The organism is Roseateles depolymerans (genome assembly GCF_003387155.1).
GTDB lineage: Bacteria > Pseudomonadota > Gammaproteobacteria > Burkholderiales > Burkholderiaceae_C > Roseateles > Roseateles depolymerans.
The window spans coordinates 903,076-923,907 of record NZ_QUMT01000002.1; the positions used below are offsets into that span (position 1 = coordinate 903,076).

Consider the following 20,832-nt stretch of genomic DNA (forward strand, 5'->3'; position numbering starts at 1 on the left):
GAAGTGAACGAATGGGGGTCAGGCCGCACCCTTGCGCCGGGGCGGCCAGGGAATGAAAGCGCTGGTGCGGGCGATGTAGTCGCGGTAGGCCGGGCGGCGCTCGCCGATGTCCTTTTCCAGCAGGCTTACGCCGGACACCTTCAGCAGCAGCACCGTCATCAGCAACGGGGAGATCAGCGCCCAGGCGCCGGACAAGCCGGCGGCCGACATCGCCATCAGCCCCACGCCCCACCACAGGCAGCATTCACCGAAGTAGTTGGGGTGGCGGCTGTAGCGCCACAGGCCGGTGTCCAGCACACGGTCCCCTTGGCGCGGCACGCGCCGAAAGCGCGCCAGCTGCGCATCCGCCACCGCTTCCATCAGCACGCCGACGGCGGCCAGCACAGCCCCCAGCGTGTCCAGCGGGCCCCAGGCTGCGCGGTCCGGCGCGGCTGCCGCCAGGAACGGCAGGCTGACCATCCAGCCCAGCACCGCCTGCAGCAGGAACACAAGGAACAGGCTCTTGAAGGCAAAGCCGGGCTGGTTGCGCTCGCGCATCTCGCGATAGCGCCGGTCTTCGCCATGCCCCCAGTTGCGCGCCGTGATGTACACGCCCAGCCGCACCGCCCAGACCAGGGTGATGCCCACCATGACCAGCGTGCGCGGGTCGGTGCCCAGGCGCCAGACGTACCAAAGCGCCGGGGCGGTGATGAAGGCGGACCAGACCCGGTCGGCCACGCTGGCGTCGCGCAGGGGAATGCTGATCAGCCAGGTTGGCAGCGCAATCAGCACGCAGATCAGCAGCCCGCCGCCAGCGGCGGCCCAGAGGCTGGAGGGGTGGAGCACGGCGTCGAGGAGGTCCATGTCGGGTTTCTGCAGGGTCGGCTGCAAGGAAGGAAGCTGCTGTCAGAGGGCAAGTGGGGCGCCAGCAGGGGGGAGGGGCTGGCAGGCCGCCGGTCAGCGACGCGGCGCGAACAGGTAGTGGCTCACCCACCACTGCTGGCCCTGGTCATAGGCGAACAGCTCCTGCACCGACAGCAGGAACAGCCGCCAGCGCTGCCACCACATGGGGGCCTGCGCCGCGCCGTAGACCGACTCCAGCACCGGCATCACCGCCAGGCGGTTTGCATCGAACTTCTCGAGCCAGGCGCCTGCGGTGCGCGCATAGTGCCGGCCGTCCCAGCGCCATTGCTGCTGCAGGGCCAGGTCGCCCTGGCAGCGAAGGGCCAGATCGTCGCTGGGCATCATGCCGCCGGAGAAGAAATACTGGCTCATCCAGTCGGTCTCGTCCCGCACCTCGAAGGCGTAGGGAGCACCGCGGTGGGCGAAGACATGCATGAAGAAGCGGCCGTCGTCCCGCAGCCAGCGCGAGACCTTGCGGAAGGCCTGCGGCCAGTTGCGCAGATGCTCGAACATCTCGACCGAGACGATGCGGTCGAATTGGCCGTCCATGGCGCCATCGTCGCCCAGGCGGTTGAAGTCCATGGTCAGCACCTGCAGGTTGTGCAGGCCGCGCTCCTGGGCACGCGCCAAGATGAATTCCCGCTGCGAAGCGGAATTGGACACCGCGGTGATGCGCGCCTGCGGGTAATGCGCCGCCATCCACAGGCTCATCGACCCCCAGCCGCAGCCCAGTTCCAGGATGGTCTGGCCGTCCGCCAGCCCGGCGCGGCGCGCGGTTTCCTGCAGCGCAGCGGCCTCTGCGGCTTCCAGCGTCTCCACGCCTTCGGGCCACCAGCAGCAGCTGTACTTCAGATGGGGGCCCAGCATGTTCAGGTAGAGCGCCGCCGGCAGCTCGTAGTGCTGCTCATTGGCCTTCTCCGGCACCAGCGCCAGGGCCGATCGGTCCAGGGAGGCCAGGAACTGCGCCGTCAGCTGGGCTGCGGACTCCGCATGCCGGGCCTGCGATTCATCCAGCCGCTGTCGCAGCAGTTGGCGAATGCCGGCACGCAGCGCCACATCGGGCAAGAGGCCACGTTCGGCCATGTGGACGGCGAGGGAAGACAGTTTGAGCGTCATGGAGCGCGTAGGCAGGTGGACTTGTGCACTTGTACGCGCGCCGAGGGCTGCTGGATCTGAGGGGAAACGCAATTCGATTGAATGCTTGAACGCTGCAGCGATTCGAGCGCTTTTATCGATTCAGTCACGACTCGCGTGTCATGGATATCAATTCGAAGCGCAGCTCGCCCGTATAGTCCGAGCCATCTGGGAGGTGTTGTCATGAAGAAAGTGCTGGTGGTGGACGACCACGCCGACATCCGTCGGCTGATCCGGCTCACGCTGGACTTCGAGGATTTCGAGGTGCGCGAAGCGCCGGACGGCCCCGGCGCCCTGGCCGTGCTGCAGGACTGGACGCCGGACGCCATCCTCATCGACGTGATGATGCCGGGCATGGACGGCTTCACCCTGTGCCGCACCATCCGCGACCAGCCGGCCACCCGCCACATCCCGGTGCTGTTCCTGAGCGCCCGCGGCCATGCGCGGGACACCGACGAAGGTCTCAAGGCCGGCGGCAGCGCCTACCTCGTCAAGCCGTTCAGTCCGCTGCAGCTGATTCATGAACTGAGCCGGGCCAGTGCCAAGGCCGCCTGACGACCGTGACCATGTCCGACACCAATTCATATGATGCCCAGGCGTTTGCGCAGATGGAGCGCATCGTCTCCGACCTGCGCATCATGTATCGTGAGCGCAATGAAGCCCTGCGTCAGGTCACCCGTGCGCATCACGATGCCCTGATGCGACTGGCCCGCGCGGCGGAGCTCCGAGATGACGATACCGGCGTGCACATCTTCCGCATCGGTTATCTGGCCGAGGCCCTGGCCCTCAAGCTGGGGCAGGGCGAGTCCTTTGCCCGGCTGCTGCGCCGTGCCGCGCCCATGCATGACATTGGCAAGATCGGCATTCCGGACCATGTGCTCAAGAAGCAGGGGCCGCTGACCGTGGAGGAGCGGGCGATCATGAATCGTCATCCGGAAATCGGCGCCGACATCCTGGGCCGGTCCAACATCCCGATCTTTGTGCTGGCCGCCGAAGTGGCGCTTTGCCACCATGAACGCTGGAACGGGCTGGGGTATCCGCGCGGCCTCAAGGGCGAGGACATTCCGATTTCCGCGCGCATCGTGGCCGTGGCCGACTTCTTCGACGCGCTGGCCATGGACCGCTGCTACCGGTCCGCCTTCGCGCCCGAGGTGGCGCTGGGCATGCTGCAGGCGGAAAGCGCAAAGGCCTTTGATCCGCAGGTGGTGCAGGCCTTCACCGACCATTTCGAAGAACTGCTGGCGCTGCGGGCCCGCATCAATGCGGCCCCTCCAACCCACGACGAATTGCTGGGCAGCCTCTGAACGGCTGTCGGGACACAGGGAGGTTCCATGTCATCGCTCTCGTTGCACGGGACGCCGCGGCGTCCAAGGACCGCTGAATCCACCCCGGCTGCGCGCGCGAGGCACCCAGGCCTGACTCTGGCCTCAGGCCGCAGGAAAGCGCGGGCCCTGGTGCTGGCCGTGGCCGGCAGCATGGGCGGGCTGTTCGGCGTGTTCAGCCTGTTCGGACTGTCCGGCGCCAGCCGCGCGGCCTCGCCGGAACCGCCCCCGCCGCCGCCAGGCAAAGCCGTCGCGGCCGCGGCCCCCGCGCCCGACCTCAGCGTGCCGGTGCTGAACCGTCTCAAGTCCACCGGTGAACTCCCGGTCTGCGTCTGGCCGGACTACTACGGCATCACCTTCCGCAATCCCTACACCGGACAGCTCAGCGGCATCGACGTCGACCTGTCCGAGGCCTTTGCCAAGGACCTGGGCGTCAAGCTCCGTTATGTGGAGTCGTCCTTTGCGACCCTGATTGACGACGTCACCAAGGGCCGCTGCGACATCGCCATGTTTGCCATCGGCGTGACGCCGCAGCGCCGGGAGCGCCTGGCCTTCAGCACGGCCTACCTGCAAAGCGACATCTACGGCATCACCACCCGGTCCAGCCGCCTGGTGAAGTCCTGGGACGACATCGACCAGCCCGGCGTGGCGGTCGCCGTGCAGGCCGGCACCTTCATGGAGCCGGTGATGACGGCGCGGCTGAAGCAGGCACGGCTGGTGGTCATTCGCCCGCCCAAGACCCGTGAGGCGGAACTGGCGGCCGGGCGCATCGATGTCTTCATGACCGACTATCCCTACAGCCGGCGGCTGCTGGAGAACGCCGACTGGATGCGGCTGATCCCCCCGCCCAAGCCCTTTCACGTGATTCCCTATGCCTATGCGGTGCGCCCCGGTGACGAGCCCTGGCTGGCCCGCATCAATGCGTTCGTGGCGGCCATCAAGGCGGACGGCCGCCTGACCGCTGCGGCCCGCCGGCACGGCTTAACCGACATCGTCGCGCGCTGACTCATGGCCAACCGCCGCCCGCAGACCGTCTCGCTGGTGTGGCTGGCCCGCGGGGTCGGTGCGGCCCTGGCGCTGGCGGCTGCACTGGGCGTCGGCTTCCTGACGTGGCAGAGCCGCAATGAGGCGCTGGACGCGGCACAGGAACGCAGCCGGCTGATTGCCCGCGTGCTGGAGGACCATGCCACGCAGACGATCGAATCCGCCGCGCTGGCGCTGGGCACCCTGGGCGATGCCATCCGCACCCAGCCGGCGGTGGACCCGACGCATGTGTCGCAGATGCTCGGCCAGATGCTGCTGGCCCAGCCGGCGCTGCGGGAAGCGGCGCTGCTCAGCGAAAGCGGCCAGATCATCAGCAGTTCCGCTGGTCACCCCCCGGGCAGCCTGGTGCGGCTGGGCGAATGGGGGCCGCTGCCGGGCGGCGATGGCAAGGTCACCCTGATGCACCTGCAGGGCGGGCGCGGTCTGCTGGAAGGCCGACGGCCGCAGCGAATCGACCAGGTGTCCTACCTGCCGCTGGTGATGCCCTTCCAGTCGCATGCACGGCGCCTGTACCTGGTGGCCTTGGTCAACCCTGACGCGCTGGCCAATTACCAACAGGGTGTGGCGGAGCCGGAATGGCATGCCGCCTTGTTCAGCTACCAGGGCCAGTTGCTGGCGGCCACCACCGAATTCCCGCTCAAGCCCGGCACCTGGCAGCAGGCGCATCGGCTGTTCCGGGAAGCCTTGCCGGCCCAGGCCATCGGGGGATGGCAGGGCGCTGGATTCAGCGAGGGCCATCAGATGGTGACCTATCGCGTTTCGCGGTCGCGCCCGATGGTCGTGGTCGTGGAGCAGGAGCGCAGCCGACTGCTGGCCGAATGGCGGGACGGACTCTGGTGGAACGCGGGCGCGCTGCTGGTGATGGAACTGCTGATCCTGGGCGGCATGGCGGCCGCGCTGCGGGCGCTGGCCACCCGGGCCCAGGCGCAGAAGGTCCTCGATGAGGCCTATGCCAAGCTGTCGGCCAGCGAGCAGGAAATGTCGCTGGTGCTACGCAGCATCCAGGAACTGATCTTCCGCACCAATGCCGACGGGGAACTCGTCTTCGTCAATGCCCGGTGGAGCCTGGTCACCCGGGAGCCGACCCAGAAGATCCTGGGGCGCAAGATCTCCACCCTGGCAGCGCCGGCGGACCGGGCCCAGGTGGAGCGGCTGTTTTCCGAAACGGCGCCGGACGGCGTGCGCCACGCGGAGGTCAGTGTGCCGGTCTCCCCTGGCGAGCTGCGACGGTTCTCGCTGGCCGTCGTGCCGCTGAGGACCGGGTCCCGCATCGACGGCTTTGCCGGCTCCGCCGTGGACGTGACCGAGCGGTACGAAGCCGAAGCCCGGCTGCAGCAGCAGTTGCATCTGGTGGCGCTGCTGCTGGAGCTCAGCCCGCAGCCCACCTCCATGGTCGACCGCGAAGGCTGCTATGTGACCGTCAACCGTGCCTGGGAAGACTTCACCGGCCGGCGACGCGAAGAGGTGGTGGGTCAGCCGGTGGACCGGCACCTGCCGGAATGCGGCATGGAGCCGCCCACGTCGGATTGGGTGCCGATGGAAGGCATCCAGGGCCAGAGCCTGCTGCGCTACGAGACGCAGTTCTACGACCGCAATCACGATTGCCGCGACGTGGTGCAATCCAAGGTGGTGGTGCCCGGCGACGAGAACGGACCGGCCGGCGTGCTGTTCACGCTGACGGACGTGTCCGAATTCCGTCGCGCCGAACGGGCCACGCTGGAAGCCAAGGAAGCGGCGGAGGAAGCCTCGCGGGTCAAGTCGGAGTTCATTGCCAACATGAGCCATGAACTGCGCACCCCGCTGCAATCGATCATCGGCTATTCGGAACTCGGGCGCAGCCGCGGCGAGGCCACCTGTCCCAAGCTGTCCGCCATGTTCGGCGACATCCACGATTCCGGACGGCGCATGCTGGACCTGGTCAACGACCTGCTGGATGTGTCGGCGCTGGAGAGCGGCGTAGGCACCTTCAGCCTGGAGCGCTGCGACATCCGGCCGCACATCACCGCGGTGGTGCGGGAACTCAAGCCCTTGATGACGGCGCGGCGCCTGACGCTGGAGATGTCGCAGGCGCCGGAGCCGCTGGTGGCCCGGGTGGACCCCTTGCGATTCCAGCAGGTCATCCGCAACGTGCTGGCCAATGCCATCCGTTTCTCGCCGGAGGGGGGCGCCATCACGGTGCGCTCCCTGCGCCAGTCGCAGGGCCAGGCGCACCTGGCCATCATGGACCGCGGGCCGGGCATTCCGGAGCCGGAGCTCGAGCGCATCTTCGACGCCTTCGTGCAGTCCAGCGCCACCAGCACCGGCGCGGGCGGGACCGGCCTGGGCCTGGCGATCTGCCGCAAGATCATGGCGGCGCTGGGCGGGCGGATCTATGCCGAAAACCGGCCCGGCGGCGGCGCCGTCTTCCACGTGCTGATGCCGCTGGGGGTTGCGGTGGAGACTTGAGTCGGTGCGACATTGTTCTCACGATTAGCGTTTTGTGGATTTCGTATTTATCACTTCAATCAATATCCCGGGTGCAGCGCCTACATTGGTTTGGCGAATCACCTGAGACGCCCTTCCATCCGGGCGTCGCGACCTGACCGGTTCCCGGCAGGTCCAGGACCCCACCATGGCTGGCACGCCGATTCGCCGCCCCAGCCGCATTGAAGGCGTCGTAAACGCCGGAGGGATGAGGAAGTGACGATGTCCTGGATTCAACGGCTGTCCATGCGCCAAGTGCTGGTGCTCTCTTTCGCGCTTCAACTGAGCCTGCTGCTGGTGGTTGCGCTGTACGCGGTCTACGGACTCAGCGGCGCGCAACATCGGTTGCAGTCCGTGGTCGGGGATGAGCTGCAGCGAGCCATGCTGGGGCGCGACGTGCGGGCAGCCGCCAGTGCGCGTGCCATTGCCGCGCGCAACCTCATCCTGGTGACCGACCGCGCCTCGGTGGAAGAAGAACGGGTGGCCGTGCTGGCCGCCCACACACGGGTCACCCAGAGCCTGGAAAAGCTTCGCGAAGCCCTCAAGCTGTCGACTGTCCCCGCCGAAGAACGGGCGCTTTTCCAACGCATGGAGCAGGTGGAGGCGGAATACGGCCGGGTGGCGCTGGCCATCGTCGACATGGCCCTCGCCGGGCAACGTGAGCAGGCGATTGCCAAGATGAATGCCGAGTGCCGACCCCTGCTCAGGCAGCTGATCCAGGCCACCTCGGCCTACTCGTCCTTCATCACCTCGGCCAGCAATGAAGAGATGCGGCAGACCACGTCCAGCATTGAACGCCAGAGGATCACCACCGCCATCATCACCTTGGCTGCGGTGCTGGCCGCGGTGGTGTTGTCGGTGGTGATCACCCGGCGCCTGCTGCGCTCGCTCGGGGTGGACCCCGGCGTGCTGCGCGAGATCGCGGACCGTCTGGCCTCCGGGGACCTGAGCTCGCAGACCGCGGTGCCGGATGCGCCATCCCACAGCGTGGTGGCCTCGCTGTCCAAGATGCAGCGCTCGCTGGCAGGGATCGTGAACCAGGTCCGCGCCAGTGCCCTGGCCATTGCGCAAGATGCCGCCCAGATTGCCGAGGGCAATCAGGACCTGTCCAACCGCACTGAAAACCAGGTCAGCAAGCTGCGCCACACCGCCGGCGCCATGACCCAGGTCACCGATTCGGCACGGGGGACGTCGAGCAATGCGGTGGAGGCGACGCAGCTGGCCCAGTCCGCCCAGACCGCGGCCCAGCGGGGCGGGGCGGTGGTCCATCAGGTCGTCAGCACCATGGACAACATCTCCACCCAGTCCCATCGCATGATCGAGATGGTCGGGTTGATCGAAGCCATCGCGTTCCAGACCAATCTGCTGGCCCTGAATGCGGCGGTGGAGGCAGCACGGGCGGGCAGCCACGGCAAGGGATTTGCGGTGGTCGCAGCCGAGGTCCGGACCCTGGCGCAGCGCAGCGCGGATGCGGCCAAGGAGATCAAGACGCTGATCGATGCGAACGTCGCCAGTGTGTCCACCGGCAGTGCGCTGGCCACGTCGGCGGGCACGGCCATCGGCGACATCGTCAGCCAGGTCAACCGGCTGGCGGCGCTGATCAGCGACATCAGCGAGGCAGCCCAGCGCCAGACACATGAAATCGCCAGCGCCACCGATGACGTCGGCAGCGTGGATGCCGACTCGCAGCAGAACGCGGTGCTGGTGGGCCGCATGGCCGCGGCGGCGCACAGCCTCAACAGCCAGACTCAGGCATTGGCTTCTGCGGTGGTGCTGTTCAAGGCTTGATGGGCTGTTTGATGGGCTGTTTGATGCGCCATCACAGCACTGCTTCGCGGTGCCACAACGCGATGAGGTAGCGCAGCCCGCTGCCCAGCCAGGACCGTCGTTCGGATGCCGCCAGATGCACGGTGCCGAAGATCTCGCGGCGCGGGGCGGCCTGCGTGTCGCAATGGTCCAGTCGCAGATGGAAGGTCGGTCGCTGCGGTGCGTAACGGCCGTCCGGCAGCCGCTGCACCGCCACCGGTCCGCCATGCACATCGGCCAGGCCCGGCTCCTCCAGCGTGGCCAACTGCACCGGATCAATCCGGCTCAACTCGCAGCGGCGGCTGCGCTCTTCCGGCACGGCCGGCACGAAGGTGGCAGGGGTGCCGGTCTCCAGACCCGGCAGGGCCGTCTCGTCGGCATAGGCGTCCACCTTGAGGCCACCAGGGCCGGCCAGGCTCAGCAACCGCTCGCCGGCGGGCACCCAGACGCCCGGATGCAGCCCCTCGTCCACCTCCACCACGGTGCCTGCGAAGGGCGCCCGGACGGCCAGTTGATCCTTCTGGGCGCTGAGGCCCTGCACCGCCGCCACCGCGCCTTCCCACTGCTTGCGCAGGGCCGGGCCCAGTTCCCGCAGGCGTTCATCAAAGGGCTGCTGTTCCAGCTGCAGCCGCAGTTGCTGCTCCTGCACCACCGCCTGCTGCCATTGCTGCTCCAGTTCGGGAGAACGCAGTTGCAGCAGCAGGTCGCCGGCCCGGACGGCCTGACCTTCGCGCGGCGCCGGCCCCACCACCTGGGCCGCATAGCTCGCCGCCACCACCTGAACCTCGCTGGGAGACAGCACGCCGGGCACCCGCACCGAGCCGCTCCAGGGCCAGCACAACAGCAGGAGCAACCCCGCCAGCAAGGCCACCGTCCGGCGGGTCGCGCCGTTCCAGCGCCAGCGCTGTCGCTGCTGCCACCAGACCTGCCATTCGCGCCACACCGGACGCGCAATGAACCACACCAGCTCCACCGCCAGCAGCAGCAGTCCCAGCGCCTTGAAAAAGGCGTGATAGACCAGCAGCGCAATGCCGAAGAACAGCACCAGCCGGTAAAGCCACGTGGCAAAGGCAAACACAATCAACCCCCGCTGCCGCGCGGCACTGAAGCGCTCAGGCGGCGGATCGCCCCAGCCGAACAGCGCTTCGCGCAGCCGCCAGCGACCCAGCGCAAAGGCGCGGTCATGCAGGTTGGGCATGTTGATGGCGTCCGACAGGAGGAAGTAGCCGTCAAAGCGCATGAAGGGGCTGGCATTGACCGCCACCGTCAGCAGCCAGGTGGTGGTGGCCAGCAAGAAGGCGCCGGAGCGGATCGGTGCCCAGGCCGGCGTGTCCGGCAGCACGCTCCAGGCCACCAGGGCGACCGAGGCCAGCGCCATCTCGCTGAGCATGCCGGCCGCGCCCACCAGCAGCCGCTGGCGGCGCGAGGTGAGTTTCCAGGCCTCGTTGGTGTCGGTGTAGAGCACCGGCCACATCACCAGGAAGGCCACGCCCATGGTGGGCACCCGGCAGCCGAAGCGGGTGGCGGTGAAGGCATGTCCCAGTTCATGCAGCACCTTGGCGCCGCTCAGCGCCAGGCCCACGGCCAGCAGGCCTTCCCAGCTCGCATAACTGGTGAGGGTGTGGCTGAACTCATCCCAGCGTCGGCCGGCCAGCACCAGGCCCAGCACCGTCAGGGCCAGGCAGCCGGCCCAGAATGCGGGCTGGAAGGCCCATCGCACCCAGCGACTGCTGCGTTGCAGCCAGCGCATCGGTTGCAGCACCGGCACGCGGAAAAAGAGATAGTGCTTGAGCAGCCATTGCCCCGGCGACATCCGCGTGGCGGCAGCCTGGCGTGCCAGCTGCTCGGTGTTCTGCGCATCGCTGGCCACCAGCAGATGATTGGAGCGCAGCATGTCCAGCAGGGCTTGCAGGTCTTGCTCCGTGACCTGCAGCGGCGTGTCCCGCTGCACGGCCGCCAGCAGCGCCGACGGGTCGCGCAGACCCCAGCGCGACAGCAGCTCGAACGCCGGCCAGCTCAGGGAAAAAAACCGGTGGCTGGCCGGGTCATGCAGGGTCCAGGTCGGCGAGCCGTCCAGGGCCTCGGGGCCCGGATGCAGGCCGAGGTCTTCCCGCAGCGGCGGCAGCATCACCAGCCCAGCCATTGCCGCGCCGTCGACAGGGGCCGGCGCAGGGCCACGTACAGCAGCGGCGCCCAGCCGCCCTGGACCCGGGCACTGCCGAGCTGCCCGATGCGGGGCAAGGCCTGGCCCGGCACGAAGCTGGCCTTGATGCGGTAGGCCATGAAGCCGTCGCGGGTGGGTTCGGCGCGGTAGGCCACCGTCATCACCTGCGCCTCAAACGACTGCAGGGGCGCGCCCTGCGGATGCAGCGTCAGCGTGTCGCCGGGGGACACCGGCAGCCGATCCGCCGCCGGCATCCAGGCGACCAGTTCCACCTTCGCCGGGTCCGCCACCAGCAGCACCCGCTCGCCCAGCGTCACCGCCTTGCCGACCCAGTCGTTGGCGTCGGGAAAGACGGCGATGCCGGCCCGGTCGGCCTTCACCTGGACCCGGGCAAGCTGCTCGGCGGTGTAGTCCAGCTCCACCGTTTTTTCCTGGACCTTGCCGCGGCGCAGCACCAGGTCGGCGCGGGTCTTGTCATTGGTCACTGCCGCCTGGGCGGACTGGCGGTATTCCTCCTGCGCGGTGTCGACGGCCTTGCGGGCCACCTCCATACGGGCCCGCAGGGCCGTCGTGTCCAGGCTGAAAAGCGGGGTGCCGGGCTGCACCGCCTGGTTGGGGCGGACATTGAACCGGTCGATGACGCCATCCAGCGGCGCCCGCACCATGAAAGGATCGGACGGCACCACTTCCGCCTGCGCCAGGGCCGTCAGCCGGACCGGGCACAGACACACCGCCAGCACTCCCACCGCCAGCCAGCGGCGGGTGCGGGCGCGGCGCAGCACCCCCAGCAGGCCTTCGCGCCAGGGGCGGCGGGGCTGCAGGGCATCCAGCGCATGCCCGTAGGCATGGGCCAGTTCGGTCAGCAGGCCCAGCTCATGCGGGGACCAGGGCGTGTCTCGCGCCAACAGCAGGCCGGCCGCGGGCGGCCGATCATGCACCGCCAGCGGCAGCCATAGGGCATGGGCCGGCAGCCATTCCTGCCATTCGGTGCGCAGGGTCTCCGGCAGGGTATCGGTCTGCACTTCGCCGGCGGCCGGCTGCTCGCGCATCAGGTGGCGGAACAACTGGCCCAGCCACTGCACATAGGGCGCCTGCGGGTCGGGCAGGGGAGGGCCGGACACGGCCGCGACCTGACCCAGCCCCGAGGCCGTCCACAAGGCGGCCTGCCGGTAAGGCACCAACTGCAGGGTTTCATTCACCGCCACGAAGCCCAGGGCCTGCGGCGTGGCGGCCTGGCGGGCCCGTCGCTGCAACTGCAGCAGGCTGACCAGCGGGGCCGAGCGTTCCGGCGCGGTCATGCCTGGACCTTCACGGACGACCCGGGAACACAGCCCAACCGCTCATGCCTGGCAGCAGGCCAGGCTGGTTGCCGTCCATGACACCGAACACGGCCACGGTCTGGCTCACCGGATCGATCTGGGCGCCCAGCCGCTGCACGCGGGCCGGATACCGCTTGCCCAGTTCTTCCACATCCACCTGGAAGGCGGCGCCCGGCCGCAGCCAGGCGAGCCAGCGCGAGGGCACGATCATCTGCACTTCCAGCTGACCGGTGTCGATGATGTCCAGCAACGGGTTGCCCGGCGATACGAACTGATGGGCCGCCACATGGCGCTTGGCCACCCGGCCGGAGAACGGCGCGGAGATGTTGCAGCGGTTGACCAGCAGGCGGTTGCCTGCCAGTTCGGCCTGGGCTTCCTTCAATCGCGCCTGGCCCTGCTGGACCTCCAGCGCCCCGATGGAATTGAGCTCGGACAGCCGCTGGTTGGACGCGACCACCGCGCTGGCGGCCTCGACCGCCGCCTCCGCCTTGCGCTGCTGGCTCTGGTGCAGCGAGCAGTCCAGTCCCACCAGCAGTTCACCCGCGCGGAAGGCATCGCCCTCACGCAGGCGCAGCGTGGCCACCCGCGCCGGAATCTCGGCGGCGATGGTCACCGCATTGCGCGCATTGAGCTGGGTGCGAATGCGTCCGTCCTTGTCGGCGGCCGGTCCTGCCGGCGCCGCTGGCGCGGCAGTCTGTGCCTGCGCCACGGCCATGAGGCTGGTGAGCATGAGACCCAGGGCCCAGTGCCCAAGATCCCCAAACTGCCCGACCTGGCCCTCCCTGCAAACCGTCATGCGCCGCCCTCGGGATTCATCGTCTTGGTCCAGTTCTGTTCGGACGCCTTCACCGCTTCCCCCAGGCTCTTGAGGTCGTGGCCGGGCACCGACTGCGGCAGCGGGTCCAGACCCAGCGTGGCCACCAGCTGGCTGTAGGCGCCTTGGAGTGCACCGTAGGTCTGATACAGGCGCAGCTCCGACATCATCGCCGCCGCGGACGCACGGATTTCCTCCAGCTTGCCCTGGCTGTTGGCAGTGGCGGCATTGCGGGTGTAGCCCAGAATGCGCTGCTCCACGCCGTTGAGCTGCTCGGTCAGTTCAAACTGGCGCAGGCGCCCCTGGTAATCCAGGCGAGCCACATGCACCTGGGTCAGTACGGCCATGTTCAGCGCCAGACGCTGCTGGCGCACGAGATCCAGCTGGGCCTGCGCCATGCCGCGGATGTTGCTGGCATTCAGCACGTTAAAGAGGTTCCAGCTCACCCGCAGACCAGCATCGCCCCACTGGCGGTTCACCAGGAAGCTGTTGCTGTCGTAATGCCCGCCGACGCTGAATTCCAGACCGGGCATCAGACGCGCCAGGGCTTTGCGGGTCTCCAGCACGCCGATGCGTTCGTTGTACTGCGCCTCGACCAGTTCCGGCCGACGCATCAGGGCCGCTTCTTCCATGCCGGCCGCCGGCAGGCTGATGCGGGGCGCCTGCATCGACGACGGCATCTGCACGGTGAAGCTCTTGCCCGGCTCCAGGTTCATGATGGCGGCCAGGCGGGGCTTGGCCTGGGCCAGTTCATCCCGCACCGCTTCGAGCTGGCGCACGATGTCCAGCAACTGGCGCTGGTAATTCAGCGCTTCCAGCGGCGAGCGGAGTTTCTCGACCTCCACCTTGCGCGAATCCTCCAGCGCCCGGCGGGACATCTCCAGCACCGGCTCGATCTTGCCTTCCAGCATCTGGGCGCCGGCGGCTTGCCAGTAGGCCTGCGCGGTCTGCTGCATCAACAGGTGCAGCACCTTGCGGCGGCGTTCTTCGGCCACCAGCACACGGTCGGCCTGCTGACGGGCGCCGTAGTAGCTGACGCCGAAGTCCAGCACGTTCCAGCTCAAGGTGAGGTCGGCGGTGTTGCGTTCACGGTCCGAGGAGGTGGAAGGCTCCAGGGACTGCTGGCCGCTCAGCACGCTGCGGGAGGAGGACGCCAGCTCGCTGTCGCGCCAGTTGTAGCCGGCGGACAAGGCCAGCTTGGGCAGCAGGTCGCTGCGCGAGAGGTCCAGCTGTCGCTGGGCCACCGCCGCTTCCATCAGCTTGACGCGATGGTCCAGGTTGTACTTGATGGCACGGGCCATCGCCTCTTCCAGCGAGATCGGTCCCTGGATGGGCTCCTGCTCCTGGGTCAGCTGCTGGCGGTCCGCCTGGATCAGGCTTTGCCGCTCATCAAAGGTCAAGGCCTGCGGCCCCACGGCGCATCCGGTCAGTCCAGCGGCCAGCAGGGCCAGCGCGGCAAGCGCCATCGGGGTGCGGCGGGGCAGTCGTTCCATCGTCATCTTGTGCTTCTCCTCTGAATCTTGTCGTGGCCTCAGGCCGTTGTGTGTCGGGCGGCGTCCAGGAACTGCTCCCACTGCTGGCGCTCGGCCTGCCAGGCGGCGTGGCCGTGGCGATTGAACTGGGCGGCCAGGCCGGGGCGGCCTGCGGGCGCGGGCGCTGCGGGGTCGCTGTCGCTGCCGCTGTGGCTGTCGCTCAGGCGGCCTGCACCGGGGGCCGTGGCAAGGGCCGCGGCCGTACGCGCTTCGGGCGACTCCGGGGCCTTGCCGGCCACCGATGCACGCTCAGCGTCGCTCCCTTGTGCGGAGGGACGCGACTCCAGCGGTGCGGCGCTGCGCGGACCGCTGCTCGGCTTGACGTCCACCTCCACCACATTGGAGACGCGCTGGCCCTTGCTGTCCCGCACCACCACCTCGATGGACAGCTTCTGGCTCAAACCGGCCGGGGCACGGCCCACCAGGGTGTTGGTCACCGGGTCGTACTTCAGCCATGCAGGCAGCGGACGGCCATTGGCCAGTTTCACTTCGACGGTGACCGGGCCGTCACGGCCCAGGGCGGACAGCGTGTCGATGGGCAGGGCGATGCGCATCGGCTCGCCGGCGTTGACCGAATAGCCCCGGGTCGCTTCCAGGCCCGACAGGTTGCGGGTGGCGGACTCGGCCGTGTCGCGGGCCGGGCCCGAAGGCACCGGCACCGGCGTTGCGACCACGTTTCGGTCCAGCGCATTGGGCTGGAGCGGCACCGACAGGCCCAGCGCCACCGGCAAGGCCGTGGAGGCCGAGCTGTCGCGGCCGCTCAGGGTCGCAGCCTGGGGCGCGTCCACGCTGGGCAGGGACGGACCCGCATCGAAGGTGATCGGGGGCGAGTAGGGCGCGATCACGGGGATGGCGACCGGCGCCGGCGCCGGGGCAGGCGGGTCGGCGGGCAGCGGCGGGGGAGCGACCGGTGAGACCGCATAGGCCGGGCCGCTGGCGCTGGACGCCAGCGCGTTGCCGGCGGTATCCGCGATGCCGCTGGCCGTGGCCGCCAGGTTCAGGCTGACCTGGCCGGCGCCCACGATCTGCCCCACTTCGACCACATAGGTGCGGCCGTCCACCTGCGTCACGCCCAGCACGGCGGCGCTGGCATTGCCGGTGGTGCTCAGGGTGAAGTCCGCCGCATCCACGCCGGAGACGTTCTCGGTGAAGCTGACCTGATAACGCACCGGCTGGCCGGAGGTGGCGCTGCCGTCCAGTCGGGTGATGGCGGCGACGGTCGGGGTGACCGCATCGACGCGAATGCCGCTGGTGGCCCCCACGCCGGTGAGCGTGGTCGCTGCGGTATTGCCCACTGCATCCCGCAACGCGGCGCCGTTGGCATCGAGGCTGCCCGCCAGGGCAATGCCGGTGGCGGCTTGCTGGCCTGCCTGCACGGTGTAGCGAAACAGCAGCGCATTGCTGCCGGAGCCGGACACATAGTCGGCGTAGGCGATGCGGCCATCCTCCAGCGTCACGGCCAGGCGCGGTGCCGCGCCATTGCCCGACACCGTCACCGCTTCGCTGTAGTTGACGGTGATGTCCAGCGCCTGCCCAGCCACATAGGTGCCGGCGGCCGGCAACTGCACCCCCGTCACCGTCGGCGCGACGCCGTCGATCCGGATGGCATGCTGGGCGGCCAGCGAATCCCCGCCGCCGGGCGTCGGCAGGGCGAGGACCGCGTCGAACTGCGTGGCGCTGCGGATGCTGGCGCCGTTCAGGGCCAGGGCGGCGGACGAGGCGTAGTCCAGGCGCGTCGTGGTGTCGCCAGCCTGCACCACATACCGGAAGGTGAGGGTGTTGGTGCCGGAGCCGGACACATAGACCGCCTGCCGGTCCACCGCACCGGTTTCCAGCAACAGGCTGGGCGTGCCGTTGCTGGCGTCGACCACCACCGCCTGGTCGAAGGTGATGGTGGTGGTGACGATGTCGCCCACCTTGTAGCCGCCATCCGGGGTGGGGGTGTTCACGCCGGTGATGGTCGGGAAGGTGGGATCGACGCTGACGGTGACCGTGTCGGTGTCCGTGCGCGCCGGGCCACCGCTGTTGCCCAGGTCATCGGTGGTGATCTGCAGGCTGGCCGGGCCTCGATAGCCTGCCGTCGGCGCAAAGCTCAGGCCTTGCAGCGCCGCATTGATGTCGGCCACGCTGCCGGTGAACGTCATCGTGGCGTCGGCGCTGCCGGTGCCCACGGCAAAGCTCAGGCCGTTGACGCCGGACAGGCTGAGCGTGCCATGGCTGGCGGTCAGGGTGACCTGCACCAGGCCGTTGCCGGCGTCTGCATCGCTGATGGACAGGGCATTGCCTTGCGCGGTGCCGAACACCAGCGTGCCGTCCTGGAAGACATGCTGCTCAGCCACCGGGGTCTGGTTGACCGGCGTGTCGTTGGTGCTGGTGACCGCCACGCTGCGCACCACCGTGTTGCTGTCGGTGCTGCCGTCATTCACCGTGATGCTGATGGCACGGGTGGCGGTGTTGGGCGCTTCCGAGCTGTTGCTGTAGGTGACCGAGCGCAGGGCGGCCTGCCACTGCGCGGCCGTGGCGGTGCCGCCGGCGGAGCTGAGGGAGAGCACGCCGGTGGCCGCGTTGTAGCTGCCACTGATGTTGCCGAATTGCGTGGCGTCCCCATTGATGAAGCTCAGCAGGTCCTGGGTCGTCTGCAGGTTGCCGGTGATGGCGACCGTGGCGCTGACCAGCGTCGGGCTGTCGGCATCGGAGATGACTAGCGCCGGCGCAATGGCCACGGGCGATGCGGCCTGCCCATCGAGTTCCTGGAACACCGGGGTGCCGGTGCCGCCGCTGAGCACGGGGGTGTCGTCCACCGGTACGACATTCACGGTGCGGCTGACCGAGTTGCTGTCGACGCCGCCGTCGTTGACGGTGAAGCTGATGGTGCGGGTCGAGGCACTGGGTGTGTCCGACGTGTTGGCGTAACTCACGCTGCGTAGCGCGGCTTGCCACTGCGCCACGGTGGCGGTGGCGCCGGCCGAGCTGAGCGAGAGCACGCCAGTGGAGGCGTCGTAGCTCCCGATGATGTTGCCGTAGGTCGTGAAGTTGGTGTTGATGAAACCCAGCACATCCGCGCCGGACTGGAAGTTGCCCGTGACGGCGACCGTGGCGCTGGCCAGGGTGGTGCTGTCCGCATCCGACAGGGTCAGGCCGCTGTCGACCACCACCGGGGTGCCAGCCACCTGATTGCCTTCGGTGAAGGTGGCGCTGCCGCCCGAGGCGCCGAGCACCGGTGGGATGTCCACCGAGACCACATTCACGTTCCGCGTGCCGGCCGCACTGGTCTTGGTGCCGTCACTCACGGTGAAGGCAATGGTACGGGTGGCCGTGTCCGGGTCGAATGAGGTGTTGGCGTAATTGACGCTTCGCAGCGCGGCCTGCCATTGCGACACAGTGGCGGTGCTGCCGGCCGAGGTCAGGGTCAGCACGCCGGTGCCGGCGTTATAGCTGCCGATGATGTTGCCGTAGGTGACGCTGCTGGTGTTGGTGAACAGCAGCAGGTCTTCGCCGCTGCGGAAATTGCCGGCAATCTGCACCGCCGCGGAACTCAGCGTGGCGTTGTCCAGGTCGGAGACGGTCAGGCCAGGGTCCACCTGAGCCGGGCCCTGGTTTTCGGTGAAGGTGGCGCTGCCGCCGCTGTTGCTCAGCAGCGGGGTTTGGTCGGTCGCCGCCACGCTCACATTGCGGGTGCTGGTCAGGCTGTCGTCCGTCCCGTCGTTGACCTGGAAGCTGATCGTGCGGGTGGCGGTGTTGGGGGTGACCGCGGTGTCGGTGTAGCGCACGCTGCGCATGGCCGCCTGCCACTGGGCGGTGGTGGCGGTGCTGCCGGCCGAGGTCATGGTCAGCACGCCGGTGGCGCTGTTGAAGCTGGCGCTGATGTTGCCGTAGAGCGCGCTGTTGTTGTTGGAGAAGATCAGCAGATCCTCACCGCTGACAAAGTTGCCGGAAATGCGGACGGTGGCGGACGCCATCGTGCTGCTATCGACGTCCGACAGGGTCAGGCCGCTGTCCACCACCACGGGGGTGGAGGCCGTGTTGTCACCCGCTGTGAAGGCCGCATTGCCCCCGGAGGTGGTGAGGATCGGGGCGTCGTTCACCGCCACGACGGTGACGGTGGAGGTGATGGCCAGGACGGTGGTGTCGGCCCCGCCATCGGCCGTGCCGCCGGTGTCCTTGACCGAGGTCAGCGTGATGGCACGGTTCCCGGCCGTTGGGGCTTCGCTGGTGTCGCTGTACGTCAGTCCGTTCACCAGGGTCTGCGCCTGGGCCGCCGACAACCCGCCGGATTTGTCCAGGGTCACCGTGGCCACTCCACCACTGACGCTGACCGACACGGCAATGCCGAGGGTGGCGGTGGTGAGGCTGTTGCCGTTGAACAGGCCCACCGTGGTGCCGTCGATGGTGAGCCTTTCGCTGGCGCCGTCCGACACATTGCTGACGTTGAGCGTCAAGGTCCGCACCGATTGGCTGCTTTCGATGGTGCTGATCGCCGTGGTGCCGAAGAGGACGACTCCGGAACCGTTTTCTGTGAAGGCCGGGTTTTGGCCAGTCGCCGTCAGCGTCGGGGCATCGTTGACGGGCCGAACATCAATCGACACGTTGGAACTGACGCTGTTGTCGACGGAATCACCGTCATTGAGTCTGAACTGGACGGTGCGGACCAGTGCAGCCGGATTGTTCCCGTCGTGGTTGAAGCCGATGTCGCGAACCAAGGCCTGGACGGCGGCGGGCGTGGCAGCGGCGTTGAAGCTGACCACCAGCGTGCCGGTGCCATTGCCGGTCGCCGTGCCGATGATGGTGCCGCCATAAGTGACGTTGGTGCCGGAAAGGCCGATCTGGCCGACACCCGTCCCCTCGTTCACGATGTTGAGGGAGTCCTGCGCGCCGGTCCCGCTCTGGTAATTGGTGACGATCTGGACGGTCAGGTTGCCGCCGGAGAAATCGGTGCTGTCGGTGTCGGTGACCGTGGCGTTCTGGCCCACGTCGATCTTCACCGTTCCGCTGCCTTCCAGGTAGGTGAAGGCGTCGCCGTTGAGATTGGCAATCACCGGGACGGCATTGCTGATCGCCGCTGAGACATTGAGGTCATCGATCGCCAATTGAGTGCCTAAGGTGGTGTCGAGGTGAACGATGCGAATTTCATCCACCGAGTTCCAGGGCAATTGGTCCGTGGGATCCACCACCAGGCCATTGCCGCCGGCGCCACCTGCGTAAGGCGCCGTGAAGTCAAAGATGGCACCGCTGACCTGGACACCATTCCTGTAACCCAACAGTCTGTAGCGGGTGTCGCCGCCCAGCAGATCTTCCACGGTGATCGAGTTGAAGGCGAACTCCTCCCCGCTGTTTGACTTGATGACCAACTGATAGGCGTTGGGTGAGTTAGGACCCTCCACGATCAGGGCTTTGTCCTGGCTGTCATTGGCGAGATTGGTGTCCAGCGACTGATTGGTGCCAAACAGGCGGCTGCCAGCATCGAGATTGCCGAATTGGTCCGTGATGCCGAATCGCCAGCCGTTGAAGACAAGTTCCTGGCCGTAAGGAATGAAGTAACGCTGGCCGCCGTCATCCGGCAGGATCAGCCCATCAAACGTCTCATAGCTCGGTGCGGCCAACAACGCGTTGTAGCCCGCGAGCGCGCGGCCCAGGTTGGCCGCCTCGATGGCGCCGGTGCTTCGTTCCAGCGTCCAATTGCCGCTGTAGGCCGCCGCGCCGGTGTTGTCGGTGGAGCCGGCCACATCCGCCGAGGTGATGGCCGCGATCTGGTCGAGAAAGTGCTGACCCGCGCTGCCTTCTGCGGTTTTGCAGCCGTAGAGCAGCAGGTCACCATCTGCCGACAGGGCGGCGCCGATCGCCCTGAGCGCGTCTGCATGGGCGGCGATGGAATCGCTCGTGAGCCAGACCGTGCCGGCTTGTACCCGGCCGGTATCGCCGTGGGAAATCAGTGCAATGGCATCGATGTCGTGGCGGCCGCTCAGGTAGCTGGCCATCTGCGCAAAACCATCTTTGCTGCCGTCCAGAACGACGACTTCGATGCCGGCGGGCAGTGCGCTGATGATCTGCTGGGCGTTGGCCACCTGACCGTCCACGAAGACGATCTCATGACGCGCAGGGGCGGCCCCAGCGGTTGCCGCCGCAGTCGTCGTTTCTGACGCCTGCGGGGTTTCTGGTGTCGCTGGTGTCGCTTGTGCGAGGGTCGGACGCACGTCGATGGACGCGTCACGGCTGTGGTCCTGCGCGGGGTGGTCGGCCACCACGGCGGCTGCGGTCACGCCCACCGAGGCGTCGAACATCAGCCGCGGCTCCAGCGCCATCATGAGCGGGCTGCCTCCACCTGCCATGCCTGCGGTGGAGGACTCGGTGGATG

The 20,832-nt window shown here is 68.1% G+C and carries 12 protein-coding genes; 5 read left to right on the forward strand and 7 right to left on the reverse strand.

Going from position 1 to position 20,832, the window contains the following annotated elements; genetic code table 11:
• Positions 1-18: 18 nt before the first annotated feature.
• Positions 19-843: a DUF1295 domain-containing protein gene (locus tag DES44_RS11960; protein ID WP_058937407.1), complete on the reverse strand. Its 825-nt coding sequence runs from the start codon at positions 841-843 to the stop codon at positions 19-21.
• Between the two features lie 93 nt (positions 844-936).
• The gene (locus tag DES44_RS11965) at positions 937-1,998 is read right to left on the reverse strand and encodes a cyclopropane-fatty-acyl-phospholipid synthase family protein (RefSeq protein ID WP_058935134.1); all 1,062 of its coding nucleotides are present in this window, start codon (positions 1,996-1,998) and stop codon (positions 937-939) included.
• Between the two features lie 201 nt (positions 1,999-2,199).
• Between DES44_RS11965 and DES44_RS11970 the strand changes: the two genes are divergently transcribed.
• The 5 genes from DES44_RS11970 (at position 2,200) to DES44_RS11990 (ending at position 8,633) form a co-directional block, all read left to right on the forward strand.
• Positions 2,200-2,571, forward strand: coding sequence for a response regulator transcription factor (locus DES44_RS11970; RefSeq protein ID WP_058935135.1), 372 nt, complete (start codon positions 2,200-2,202; stop codon positions 2,569-2,571).
• A gap of 11 nt (positions 2,572-2,582) precedes the next feature.
• The gene (locus DES44_RS11975; protein ID WP_058935136.1) at positions 2,583-3,320 is read left to right on the forward strand and encodes an HD-GYP domain-containing protein; all 738 of its coding nucleotides are present in this window, start codon (positions 2,583-2,585) and stop codon (positions 3,318-3,320) included.
• A gap of 150 nt (positions 3,321-3,470) precedes the next feature.
• Positions 3,471-4,343, forward strand: coding sequence for an ABC transporter substrate-binding protein (locus DES44_RS11980; RefSeq protein WP_232309760.1), 873 nt, complete (start codon positions 3,471-3,473; stop codon positions 4,341-4,343).
• 3 nt (positions 4,344-4,346) lie between these two features.
• Positions 4,347-6,827 carry a sensor histidine kinase gene (locus tag DES44_RS11985; RefSeq protein ID WP_083525581.1) on the forward strand — a complete coding sequence of 827 codons (2,481 nt, stop codon included), beginning with the start codon at positions 4,347-4,349 and terminating at the stop codon, positions 6,825-6,827.
• Between the two features lie 240 nt (positions 6,828-7,067).
• Positions 7,068-8,633: a methyl-accepting chemotaxis protein gene (locus DES44_RS11990; protein ID WP_058935137.1), complete on the forward strand. Its 1,566-nt coding sequence runs from the start codon at positions 7,068-7,070 to the stop codon at positions 8,631-8,633.
• Between the two features lie 31 nt (positions 8,634-8,664).
• Here the strand turns inward: DES44_RS11990 and DES44_RS11995 are convergent, their stop codons facing one another.
• Genes DES44_RS11995 through DES44_RS12015 form a run of 5 tightly spaced genes read right to left on the reverse strand, consistent with a single transcriptional unit; the run spans position 8,665 to position 20,782 of the window.
• Positions 8,665-10,794 (reverse strand): site-2 protease family protein, encoded by a 2,130-nt coding sequence (locus DES44_RS11995; protein WP_232309762.1) that lies wholly within the window; start codon positions 10,792-10,794, stop codon positions 8,665-8,667.
• A complete protein-coding gene (locus tag DES44_RS12000; RefSeq protein WP_058935138.1) occupies positions 10,779-12,113 on the reverse strand; it encodes an efflux RND transporter periplasmic adaptor subunit in 1,335 nt (444 codons plus the stop codon). Before DES44_RS12000 ends, DES44_RS11995 begins: the two co-directional genes overlap by 16 nt.
• 10 nt (positions 12,114-12,123) lie before the next feature.
• Complete coding sequence (locus tag DES44_RS12005; protein WP_116001524.1) at positions 12,124-12,930, reverse strand: efflux RND transporter periplasmic adaptor subunit; 807 nt, start codon at positions 12,928-12,930, stop codon at positions 12,124-12,126.
• Positions 12,927-14,447: a TolC family protein gene (locus DES44_RS12010; RefSeq protein ID WP_058935140.1), complete on the reverse strand. Its 1,521-nt coding sequence runs from the start codon at positions 14,445-14,447 to the stop codon at positions 12,927-12,929. The genes DES44_RS12005 and DES44_RS12010 overlap by 4 nt, the downstream gene beginning before the upstream one ends.
• Before the next feature lie 32 nt (positions 14,448-14,479).
• Positions 14,480-20,782: a DUF4347 domain-containing protein gene (locus tag DES44_RS12015; RefSeq protein WP_058935141.1), complete on the reverse strand. Its 6,303-nt coding sequence runs from the start codon at positions 20,780-20,782 to the stop codon at positions 14,480-14,482.
• Between the last annotated feature and the right edge of the window lie 50 nt (positions 20,783-20,832).

Coding starts and splice junctions, on each gene's coding strand:
- DES44_RS11960 (WP_058937407.1), bottom strand. CDS start 843: ATGGACCTCCTCGACGCCGTGCTCCACCCCTCCAGCCTCTGGGCCGCC.
- DES44_RS11965 (WP_058935134.1), bottom strand. CDS start 1,998: ATGACGCTCAAACTGTCTTCCCTCGCCGTCCACATGGCCGAACGTGGC.
- DES44_RS11970 (WP_058935135.1), top strand. CDS start 2,200: ATGAAGAAAGTGCTGGTGGTGGACGACCACGCCGACATCCGTCGGCTG.
- DES44_RS11975 (WP_058935136.1), top strand. CDS start 2,583: ATGTCCGACACCAATTCATATGATGCCCAGGCGTTTGCGCAGATGGAG.
- DES44_RS11985 (WP_083525581.1), top strand. CDS start 4,347: ATGGCCAACCGCCGCCCGCAGACCGTCTCGCTGGTGTGGCTGGCCCGC.
- DES44_RS11990 (WP_058935137.1), top strand. CDS start 7,068: ATGTCCTGGATTCAACGGCTGTCCATGCGCCAAGTGCTGGTGCTCTCT.
- DES44_RS11995 (WP_232309762.1), bottom strand. CDS start 10,794: ATGGCTGGGCTGGTGATGCTGCCGCCGCTGCGGGAAGACCTCGGCCTG.
- DES44_RS12000 (WP_058935138.1), bottom strand. CDS start 12,113: ATGACCGCGCCGGAACGCTCGGCCCCGCTGGTCAGCCTGCTGCAGTTG.
- DES44_RS12005 (WP_116001524.1), bottom strand. CDS start 12,930: ATGACGGTTTGCAGGGAGGGCCAGGTCGGGCAGTTTGGGGATCTTGGG.
- DES44_RS12010 (WP_058935140.1), bottom strand. CDS start 14,447: ATGACGATGGAACGACTGCCCCGCCGCACCCCGATGGCGCTTGCCGCG.
- DES44_RS12015 (WP_058935141.1), bottom strand. CDS start 20,782: ATGATGGCGCTGGAGCCGCGGCTGATGTTCGACGCCTCGGTGGGCGTG.